At 32.3% G+C, this 10,398-nt stretch carries 10 protein-coding genes; 8 read left to right on the top strand and 2 right to left on the bottom strand.

The annotated features are described in order from the left end of the window. A partial coding sequence (locus V5787_RS06125; RefSeq protein WP_336892383.1) for a transposase occupies positions 1 to 376 on the bottom strand: 376 nt, incomplete at its 3' end. A gap of 125 nt (positions 377 to 501) precedes the next feature. Between V5787_RS06125 and V5787_RS06120 the strand changes: the two genes are divergently transcribed. Both V5787_RS06120 and V5787_RS06115 read left to right on the top strand, forming a co-directional pair. Next, complete coding sequence (locus V5787_RS06120; RefSeq protein ID WP_336892382.1) at positions 502 to 771, top strand: WYL domain-containing protein; 270 nt, start codon at positions 502 to 504, stop codon at positions 769 to 771. Positions 772 to 836: 65 nt separating this feature from the next. After that, the gene (locus V5787_RS06115; protein ID WP_336892381.1) at positions 837 to 1,295 is read left to right on the top strand and encodes a GyrI-like domain-containing protein; all 459 of its coding nucleotides are present in this window, start codon (positions 837 to 839) and stop codon (positions 1,293 to 1,295) included. Between the two features lie 336 nt (positions 1,296 to 1,631). On the opposite strand, the gene V5787_RS06110 is transcribed toward V5787_RS06115, so the two are convergent. Further along, on the bottom strand, positions 1,632 to 2,243 hold the full coding sequence (locus tag V5787_RS06110; protein ID WP_336892380.1) for a DEAD/DEAH box helicase: 612 nt from the start codon (positions 2,241 to 2,243) through the stop codon (positions 1,632 to 1,634). A 474-nt stretch (positions 2,244 to 2,717) separates the two neighbouring features. Between V5787_RS06110 and V5787_RS06105 the strand changes: the two genes are divergently transcribed. The 6 genes from V5787_RS06105 (at position 2,718) to V5787_RS06080 (ending at position 10,317) form a co-directional block, all read left to right on the top strand. After that, the gene (locus V5787_RS06105) at positions 2,718 to 5,108 is read left to right on the top strand and encodes an arylsulfatase (RefSeq protein WP_336892379.1); all 2,391 of its coding nucleotides are present in this window, start codon (positions 2,718 to 2,720) and stop codon (positions 5,106 to 5,108) included. 6 nt (positions 5,109 to 5,114) lie between these two features. Next, the gene (locus tag V5787_RS06100; protein ID WP_336892378.1) at positions 5,115 to 6,404 is read left to right on the top strand and encodes a BamA/TamA family outer membrane protein; all 1,290 of its coding nucleotides are present in this window, start codon (positions 5,115 to 5,117) and stop codon (positions 6,402 to 6,404) included. Positions 6,405 to 6,522: 118 nt separating this feature from the next. Next, positions 6,523 to 7,353: an HAD family hydrolase gene (locus V5787_RS06095; protein ID WP_336892377.1), complete on the top strand. Its 831-nt coding sequence runs from the start codon at positions 6,523 to 6,525 to the stop codon at positions 7,351 to 7,353. A 211-nt stretch (positions 7,354 to 7,564) separates the two neighbouring features. Then, on the top strand, positions 7,565 to 9,133 hold the full coding sequence (locus V5787_RS06090; RefSeq protein ID WP_336892376.1) for an arylsulfatase: 1,569 nt from the start codon (positions 7,565 to 7,567) through the stop codon (positions 9,131 to 9,133). Positions 9,134 to 9,366: 233 nt separating this feature from the next. Further along, entirely contained in the window at positions 9,367 to 9,855 is a 489-nt protein-coding gene (locus V5787_RS06085; RefSeq protein WP_336892375.1) for a carboxypeptidase-like regulatory domain-containing protein, read from the top strand. A 183-nt stretch (positions 9,856 to 10,038) separates the two neighbouring features. Beyond that, entirely contained in the window at positions 10,039 to 10,317 is a 279-nt protein-coding gene (locus tag V5787_RS06080; protein WP_336892374.1) for a hypothetical protein, read from the top strand. Positions 10,318 to 10,398 lie beyond the last annotated feature (81 nt).

Below are 10,398 nucleotides of genomic sequence, written 5' to 3'. Positions count from 1 at the left end.
AAAATAATTTTTCATAGGTTTTAGTTTTTGTCAATGCCGTTCTAAACCTACTCAATGTACTGTGGTCTGGTGCTACCTGTTCTATTGTCATTCCACAGAAATAGCTGAATGACAAACTATCGTTAAGTCTATCTTCTACTTGGTAATCGCTTAAACCATACCAACTTTGCAAAAGACACATTTTAAAAAGCAACAAACCATCATAGCAAGGCTTACCAACGGCACTTTTACCCCTGAAATAGTCCTTGTCTATTATTTTTGAAATTCGATCCCAATCGATAAGAATATTAATTTGACTGAAAAATGTAGCTTTTATCTTTCTTGTACGTAAATCACAAATGCTATCTGCAAAAGTAGCTGTTCTTTGTAGTTTCATAACTTAAATATACGCCTTAATAAGCTAACAAACAATGATATAAAACCTAAGTTTGGATGTTTGTTTTTGTCATGTACCTTGCAACGGTCTTTAATTTTGAACAAAAAGAGACAAGCAACTACCTTATGTTGCTACAAACGGCTATTACAAACTTTGAATTGTTAGAAATTTCTTACAATTCACTACAAAAAATCCATACAAAACGTTTTATAGAACCTTTTGCTTTATATAGTACTCAAGAAAACTGGCTCTTAATTGCGTTTTGTAGATTACGTTCTGAATTTAGAATGTTTAGAGTAGATTGTGTCACTCAAATCAGCCAGACACAAACCTACTTCGAATCTCATAATATGACCTTAGAAGAGTTTTATCAAAAAAAAATGCCAAACAAATAACACCCCCTGACACAAGGCTGTCACACATTGCTTTTATTTTTGAATCAAATTAAAAACTTAATCATATGAATTCATTAAAAAGAGAAGCATTTACCTTAGTAGGTATTAGTACAAGAACATCTAATGTCAAAGGAAAAGCAGAAATCGACATTCCTAAATTATGGAGTCAATTTATGAGCAATCAAGCTATTAATTCTTTGCCTAATAAATTAAACGATAATATATATGCTTTGTATACAGATTACGAATCTGATTATAATGGTGAATATACAGTAATTATAGGCTACCAAGTAGCTAGTTTAGATAGCATTCCAGGAGAGTTTACAGTAAAAGTTGTTCCCGAGTCTAACTATAAAAAATTTACCGCAAAAGGAGATCTCACAAAAGATGCTGTTATCAATACTTGGATGGAAATTTGGAAAAAAGATTTAAAAAGAACCTATACCACTGACATAGAAATCTACGGAGAAAAAGCGATAAACCCAGCAGACGGAGAAGCTGAAATCTTTATTGCTGTAGAATAAAAAATCAATCAGCATAGTTTATCATAACTAAGCTGGTTTTTTAATTTTATAGATGTAATACCAAAATGTATTTCAGAGTGGTTGATGCTAAATTTGAATTATTTTTTTCTTTAGATGAAATAAAAAACAGAAGAATAGCCGTGGGTTACCGTTCTATTTCATATTGAAATATAAAAGAAATAGTAACTAATTTAATCAATCATTTTGATGTTTATTTTGTGTAATATAATCATCCTAAAAAGGGGAAGTAGTATGTCTTCTCAGGATAGAGAAAATAAGGTTGAATTATATAATTAAAACCTTATAATTAAGTAAATTGGTTTTTTTTAAAAAACTTTAAGAACTAACAGTTCTAGAGTGTTCCATAAAGTAAGAATCTAGGCCTCTAAGTTTTGGTGGTATTTTTTCTGAGTAGAGAACAAATTGGCATTTTTTTATGCTCTGAGACATAGAAAGTAGGGTAGCATAACCCGATCTCTTAAGCAGAAATTCAGCATCGTCTATACTAAATAACTTTATACTAGAGATACTGATTCCATTTAATAAAAACAACTTGTTCATTGATTCTGTAGAGGCAATAAGAATATCGATCCCCTCAAATATTTCTGACTTTTGTAAATCAATATGTATTTGTTCGTGTGCTACATAAACACGTAAAGAATTGTACCTAGTATAGATTGAAAAAAGGTCGTATAGTTCCAATGCTCTCTCCTTGTTTTCTACCAATACAAAAGCTCTAGGAGCGCTTCCAACGGCTTCACATTTTAATTTATGTAAGGTGGTTAATATCAGTGTGGTTGTTTTTCCACTGTTCTTAGAGGCTGTACAATATACATTAACCCCACTTTTAATTACAGGAATACTACTACTCTGAAACTTAGTAGGAGCTGTTATCTTTAGAAACTCTAGTCTCTCTTTTATATTTGAATTTAATTTTTTAAAAGGCATGAAGAATTATTGATATAAATGTGTAGTTGGGGTTATAATAACTTCGACAAAGATACTACCTAGAATTGAGATAGAGAAAGCTAATTATCTTTTCTGTTTTTTTTGATACTTAAATACAAGAAATAAACGCAAGGATTTTTGGATTTACTCAAACGATGAATAATGTGGGTTAAGTGCCAAAATAATAATACAACTGCATAAATATTTTTTTATTATTAGTTATGGTGGGGAGTGGGGAGTATATGTATTGATTAGAAAAATCACACGAATTTAAAAAAAGGATACTTCATCAGGTTTTTAATTGAGTAACTTTTTGAGGGTTTTTTGTCATTTTTGTAAATGACAAGTGTTTCGAGTAAATAGTAATTACAAAATACTTAAGAACAAATGGATTAATTATTGTTAATATTTTCATAAAATTGCTCTGATTGTAATTGAAATTTGTAATTTAGTACCCTTAAAAGTTAACCTATCATGATATTAAAAAAATACCAATTAGCCCTTTTAGGTATTGGCGTCCTGTTTTCAGGATGTAATCAACCTTCAAATAGTGAAAACAAACAAATTACTGCTAAGAATGATGAGGGGCGTGTGTTGCCTTTTCCTAGATTAGCTTCTAAAAGTGTAACCAAAAAAACATTATCCGAAAGTAAATTGGCTGCTTGGCCAGAAAATAAATATTTGGACGAAGATGCTCCTAATATTTTAATTGTAATGATTGATGATGTCGGTTATGGGGTTTCTGAAACTTTTGGAGGAGAAGTAGCAACTCCTACATTTAGTAAGTTGGCTGAAGAGGGAATTGTTTACAATCGTTTTCATACCACTTCAATTTGTTCTCCAACAAGAGCGTCAATCCTTACAGGTAGAAATCATACACGTGTAGGCTCAGGCACAATTTCTGAGCGTGCTGTGAATTTTGATGGCTATACAGGCATCATGCCTAAAACCTCAGCTACGATAGCAGAAGTACTAAAAAATTATGGGTACAATACATCCGCATTTGGAAAATGGCACAACTCTCCTGCAAATCAAACGACTTCAATGGGACCCAAAGATTTTTGGCCAAATGGATATGGATTTGAATATTTCTATGGATTTTTAGCAGGAGAAACTTCTCAATATGAACCACGATTATTTGAAAATTACAATACTGTAGAACCTCCTCACGACCCAACATACCATCTTACAGAAGATTTGGTTGATAAAGGTTTACAATGGCTAAGTGAACATAAAGCGTATGCTCCTGATAAACCCTTTTTTATGTATTGGACACCTGGAGCGGTACATGGACCTCATCATGTTTTTAAAGAATGGTCTGAGAAATATAAAGGTAAATTTGATGGAGGTTGGGATGCGTATAGAACACGTGTTTTTAAAAGACAATTGGCTATGGGAATTATTCCTAAAGGAACAAAATTAACGCCAAGAGATAGTACCATGGCTTCTTGGGAGAGTATTCCAGAAGAAGAAAGAGAGTTTCAATTGCGTTTGATGGAAGTTTTTGCTGGCTTTGTTGAACATACAGACCATGAAATAGGAAGATTAATTGATGGAATGGATAAAATGGGCTATAAAGAAAATACGATCGTCATCTATATTTTTGGAGATAATGGTTCTAGTTCTGAAGGACAAAGAGGAAGCATTAGTGAATTGTTAGCCCAAAACCAAATTCCAAATACCATTAAGCAACAAATGGCTGTTTTAGATAAAATCGGAGGCTTGGATGTTTTAGGGACTAATAAAGTTGAAAACATATATCACGCTGGCTGGGCTTGGGCTGGTAGTACACCATTTAAAAGCACAAAATTAGTAGCAGCTCATTTTGGCGGTACACGTAACCCTATGGTGATTTCTTGGCCAAAAGGAATTAAACCTGATAAAACTCTTAGAAATCAATTTTTACACGTAAATGATATTGCGCCTACGCTTTATGAAATTTTGAATATTCCACACCCTGAAGTGGTGAATGGATTCAAACAAGATCCTATTGATGGAAAAAGTTTTGCCGCTACATTTACAAATGCCAATGCAGAGAACTTAAAGAAAACACAGTTCTTTGATAATAATGGTTCTCGTGGTGTTTATCATGATGGGTGGTTTGCAAGTACTTTTGGACCATTACACCCTTGGCTTAATGCAGAAAAAGGTTTGGATAAATGGGATTCCGAAAAAGATATATGGCAATTGTATGATTTGAATAAAGATTTTTCTCAAGCTGTGGATATCTCATCTAAATACCCAGAAAAATTAAAAGAACTTCAAAAACTATTTTTAGCAGAAGCTAAAGACAATAAAGACTTTCCTATTGGAGCTGGAATATGGTTGCGTATCCATCCTGAAAATATCATTAGCTCTCCTTATAGCGAATGGACATTTGACCAGAACACAACTAGAATGCCAGAATTTACTGCCCCTGGTTTGGGTAAGAAAAGTAATAAAGTTGTGATAGACTTAGAAACAAAACTTAACCAAAACGGTGTGTTATATGCTCTTGGTGGTATTGGAGGTGGATTGACTTGTTATATGGAGAATGGTTATTTAAAATATGAATACAATATGATGATGATTCATCAGTTCAAAGCATCTAGCAATTCTAAAATAGCAGCAGGAAAACACATTTTTGAAATAACGACAGTTATTAAAGATAACAAACCTGGTGCTCCAGCAAAAATAACACTATGGGTTGATGGGAAAATAGTAGCTTCTGTACAAACTAAAGGTACCGTTCCATTAGCATTTTCAGCTAGTGAAACTTTTGATGTTGGTATCGATTTAGGATCACCCGTTTCGTTTGAGTATTTTGAAAAAGCTCCTTTTAAATTCAATGGAAAAATTAATTCAGTTAATATAACTTTACTCTAATAAATTATGCGAAATTTATATATTCTTATAGCAATTTTTATTTTTTGTTTCAATAGTAGCAATACATTGGCACAATCTTCAGATAAAGAAACTACAACGATTTCTAAAAAGCAACAAAAAAAAGAGGACAAAGCAGCAAAAAAATCCAAACCACCAGAAAAAGGAGATATTTATTTTTCTCCTGTTCCTGTTATTGGCGCAAACCCTGCTTTTGGGTTTATTTATGGAGTTGGAGCCGCTACTAGTTCGTATCTAGGTGATCCTAAATCGACCAAATTATCTTCCGCTCTTTTTGGCTTGGCATTTACTACGATGAGTCAAACCATCATAACCCTAAAGACTACGATTTTTACTGAAAATAACGACTATATTTTGATGGGAGATATGCGGTATTTAAATTCATCTCAACCTACTTGGGGCTTAGGTACTGGACCTCAGTCTGCCAAATTAGCGGACAACGATTTTAATTTTGATGATGGCACTATTGAGGGTAATTCAGAAGCAGATATGCTGAATTTTAAATTCTTTCGTTTTTATGAAACTGTTTTAAAAAAAATAGGTAATAAGGGGTTTTATGCTGGTTTAGGGGTGCATATAGATGCGTTTAGTGATATGGAGGATCAATTGCTAGACCTAGACTCGGAAACAATAACACCATTTTATGCGTATAATAAAGACCGAGGTTTCTCTCAAACTAAAAGTACCTTGGTAGGTGTTTCATTTAATGGGATTTATGATACACGAGATAATATCAACAATCCATGGGAAGGACGTTATGCATTTGTTTCGTTTAAAGTGAATCCAACATTTATAGGCAGTGATCAAAACTCTACATCACTTTGGTTAGAATACCGTGATTATTTTGATTTGAGTAAAGAAAAAAATCATAAAAATATCTTAGCGGTTTGGTTTACTGGAAACCTAACAACTTCTGGTAATTTACCCTATATGAATTTGCCAGCAACGGGTTGGGATCAATATGCTAAAACGAGTGAACCTTATGCACAAGGTAGATTTAGAGGTGAAAATTTATTATTTGCTGGAGTAGAATATAGAAGGCATATTTTTGCTACTAAAAAGAATCCAGATTTTTTTGGGGCAGTGGCTTTTTTAAATGGAACTACAGCAGATAATGATCATGGTGGAATTAAATTATTTAATTATGTTGAGCCTGGTTATGGACTTGGTTTACGCTTTAATCTTAATCAGAAATCGAGAACCAATATTGGATTAGATTATGGCTGGGGAAATTATGGTACAACAGGTTTTTTTATTCGTTTAAATGAAAATTTTTAATATTTTATCTTGAAAAAAACAATACTATTTTCAATCCTTATAATAGGTATTTTGACCCTTTCTTGTGATACTACGACAGAAAAAAGAAAGATTTTAAGCGACCCTCTTTCATCTTGGAATGATGGACAAACAGAAAACACAGATATTGAATTTTGTTGCAGAGGTTACCGATAAGAGTCATCCTAAATTTGTTCCAATACCAGATAGAATTGCAGCGTTTGATAATGATGGTACTCTTTGGACTGAACGCCCGTTGCCTCCCCAGATATATTTTATTTTAGAAAATGCCAAAACAAAAAACTTAACAGTTGACTATAAACACCTTTCTAAAAAAAAGATTGTGGAATTGGCTATAAAAACACAAACAGGAATGGACGAAAATAGTTATCGATCATCAGTTTTAAAATGGTATAATACAGCAAAGCACCCTCAAAAAAACAAATTATTTAAGGATCTTAAATTTAAACCTATGACTGAATTAATTCAGTTTCTTAAGGACAATAATTTTACCGTTTTTATCGTTTCTGGTGGAAGTAGAGATTTTATGAGAACTTTTGTGGTGGAGCAGTATGGAATACCTGAATATAGAACTGTTGGGTCTAGCTTTGATATTACGTGGAATGACAGTTTGAATGTGATTGAAAGAAATCCAAAGATAGAATTGATAAATGATCATATTGGGAAACCTGTTGGGATTTATAATTATATAGGTAAAAAACCTATATTTATAGCAGGTAATTCTGATGGTGATTATTATATGATGAAATACGCCGCTACAAGTTCCAATCCATTCTTAAATATTTTAATTACTCATACAGATTCTATACGCGAATATGAATACAATAATAAAATTGGTATTGACAAAGAAACACTTGCATTAGAAAGGTGTCAAAAAGATAAAAATTGGCTAGAAGTAAGTATGAAAAAAGATTGGAATAGGATTTATTAACTACTTGTTTTTGTCATGATTATAGACTGCGGAAAAGGTGAGCAGTATATAATTAAATTGTACTGCTAATAGGGTTTGTAGTATGCTCAGTAGTACTTATTACAGTAACCCTACAGTAGTATTCCTTTATGGAATTGGTTATTTCAATTATAATCAGCAAATTTTTATTGGAATTAAATTATTAAATAAAAACCCCTTTAAATAATTAATGATGAAAAATAAAATTATCATAGCGCTTATGTTTGTAGGTATTTCAGCAATGAATGCCCAAGAATTTGATCGTTCAGTGAAAACAAAAGAAAATTTTGAAGCAAGTATTCCACATCCAGATCAGGATAAAGCAGTTGCAGAAAAATTAAAAAATCTTGAAAAAAAAATGGGTAAAAAGCCAAACATTGTCTGGATTATTGTAGATGATTTGGGCTATGGAGATCCTGGGTGTTATGGTGGCGGTGCAGCGATAGGTGCAGCAACTCCTAATATGGATAAGTTTGCAGCAGAAGGATTAAAATTAACCTCTGCTTATTCACAACAAACATGTACCCCTACTAGAGCTGCCATTTTAACAGGGCGTTTACCAATTCGATCTGGTTTGACACGACCAATTTTGTCGGGTGATAAAATAACTGCAAATCCGTGGAAGGATGAAATCAGTTTACCCTCACTTTTAAGTGCTGCAGGCTACACTACTTTATTAACTGGAAAATGGCATGTAGGTGAGTTAGAAGGAATGAGACCTCATGATATTGGTTTTGATGAGTTTTATGGATATTATTCTGCACCAAAAGAAATTTCTCAAAGTGTTGATTTACATCGTTATCCAGATTTAACTATGAATTCCGATTATATGAATACCTTTAACAAAATCAAAACCAATACGCATCTAATTCATGGGTATAAAGGAGGGAAAACAGAAGAAGTAAGTGAAATAAAATCATTAGATGATATGGGACGGGCAGATCAAGTACTTGCCGATTTTACCGTTGCAAAAATTGCAGAATTAGCAAAATCAAACAAACCCTTCTTTTTAGAGCATGCATTCTTAAAGGTGCATGCCGATAATCAAGACAATCCAGATTATAGGGGATTGAGTAAGGCCAAATACCAATACAAAAATGCAGTTGTAGAAGTGGATATGCATATTGGAGCTATTGTAAAAGCATTAGATGATGCCGGAATTTTAGAAAACACTTTTGTATTTATTACTTCAGATAATGGACCACAAATGGATGCTTGGCCTGATGGAGGCTACACTCCTTTTAGAGGAGCTAAAGGAACCACATTTGAAGGGGGCGTAAGAATTCCAGGGATTGCTTATTGGAAAGGAATGATTTCTCCAGGTCGTCAAAGTGATGATGTATTTGATTTGATGGATTTGTTTGGAACAAGCTTACGAATAGCTGGTGTTTCTCCGGATAACTTACCAAATGACAAATATTACGATTTTATTGATCAATCAAGTTTTTTGTTTTTAGATGAAGGAAAATCTAATAGAGAAGCGGTTTACTTTTGGTGGGGAAAAGAATTGATGGCAGTAAGAATGCGTGAATACAAAGAACATATAAAAGTGATTATTCCTCAATCAAATATGCTATGGATAGATTATGCTACAGTACAAAATGTTGGTTTGGCTCCTTGGTTGTTTAATCTATATATAGATCCAAAGGAAGAAATGCCGGTTGGTCATAGACGTTCTGCATGGTTGGCAACCTTAGGTGCTAAATTAAAAGATCACGGTAGCACCTTTAAAAAATTTCCTCCTAAAAAAATAGGATTATAAAATGTAGCCTTTAAGGAAATAGATAAGGATTAGCTACTTGTAAAGTCAATACCAATTTTTGGTAAAATAGTTTGTAATTTAATGAAACTTTCAAAGTTAAAGAACTAGAATAAAACAGTAAATTTCAACTTGTTATAAATCTGAGATTCTTGTGGTTTTATATACTCCTGCAAGGTTTTAAATCAACCTGTAAGGTCATGTTTTTCATGACCTTATTTTTTAAATTTTTAAGTATGAAATCAATCTATTTTATAGTTCTGTTTTTATTTATTCATCCAGTATTATATGCTCAATTTGAAATTAATGGCACAGTAGTATCTGATAGTATTAAGTTAGATGGAGTTAATATATACGTCTTAAATTCAAATAAAGGAACAATAACTAATAGTAAAGGAGAGTTCAGAATCCATAACATAAATCCTACAGATACAATTCGTTTTTCAATTATAGGTTACCAAAGTAAGGACACTCTATTTACTAAAGACATAGCTGATGTAAATATCAACTTAAAAAAATCAATTATTGAACTCTCAGAAATAGAAATAATACCCGCTAATTATGCTGTAAACATCATAAAAAAGGTTAATGACAATTTGATAAATAACTATCCTACTAATCCTACTGCTTTTAATGCCATATTTCGTAAACAGATTGTTCAAAACGGGAATTATTTGTTTTTAGGCAATGCCCAAGTTTCAATTCTATGTCCTCCATATATTTAAAATAAAAAAAAGAAAGTTTTTCTAAATTATATAAAGCTAACAAAAAACAATCTAGACAATGTCAAAATCAAAATAGCGCCATCATCTCTTCTTAATTTTTCTCCGAAATTTGGTTTTATTACATCTCCAGAGTATTTTGATTTCACCTTTTTAAAATCAATTAAATGGGATGATCAAATTTATTTGCAAATTGCATTTAAGACCAAACAAGAATATTGGGTAGACTCTCCATTAGAAGGTATAATTACAATTGAAAAATTCTCATTAGCTATCGCTGAAATTGAATGGAATAACCACAGAAAAGAAGAAAGCAAAAGAGGGTTTAGTAGAAAAAGAGGCTTATATAAAGGGGCTTTTATTACCAATCAAGACCGTTGCAAGGTACATGACAAAAACAAAGACCCAAACTTAGGTTTTATATCATTGTTTGTTAGCTTATTAAGATGTATATTCAAGCCATGAAACTACAAATAACACCTACTTTTGCAGATAGCATTTGTGATTTACGCACAAGAAAGATAAAAGCTACATTTTTTAGTCAAA

Origin of the sequence: Flavicella sp. (assembly GCF_037132785.1) — a bacterium.
Lineage (GTDB): Bacteria > Bacteroidota > Bacteroidia > Flavobacteriales > Flavobacteriaceae > Flavicella.
This window is presented reverse-complemented; position numbering and strand designations above follow the sequence as displayed.

What these genes read in the sequence shown, in the direction of transcription:
- V5787_RS06120 (WP_336892382.1), top strand. Translation starts at nt 502, where the DNA reads ATGTTGCTACAAACGGCTATTACAAACTTTGAATTGTTAGAAATTTCT.
- V5787_RS06115 (WP_336892381.1), top strand. Translation starts at nt 837, where the DNA reads ATGAATTCATTAAAAAGAGAAGCATTTACCTTAGTAGGTATTAGTACA.
- V5787_RS06110 (WP_336892380.1), bottom strand. Translation starts at nt 2,243, where the DNA reads ATGCCTTTTAAAAAATTAAATTCAAATATAAAAGAGAGACTAGAGTTT.
- V5787_RS06105 (WP_336892379.1), top strand. Translation starts at nt 2,718, where the DNA reads ATGATATTAAAAAAATACCAATTAGCCCTTTTAGGTATTGGCGTCCTG.
- V5787_RS06100 (WP_336892378.1), top strand. Translation starts at nt 5,115, where the DNA reads ATGCGAAATTTATATATTCTTATAGCAATTTTTATTTTTTGTTTCAAT.
- V5787_RS06095 (WP_336892377.1), top strand. Translation starts at nt 6,523, where the DNA reads ATGATGGACAAACAGAAAACACAGATATTGAATTTTGTTGCAGAGGTT.
- V5787_RS06090 (WP_336892376.1), top strand. Translation starts at nt 7,565, where the DNA reads ATGAAAAATAAAATTATCATAGCGCTTATGTTTGTAGGTATTTCAGCA.
- V5787_RS06085 (WP_336892375.1), top strand. Translation starts at nt 9,367, where the DNA reads ATGAAATCAATCTATTTTATAGTTCTGTTTTTATTTATTCATCCAGTA.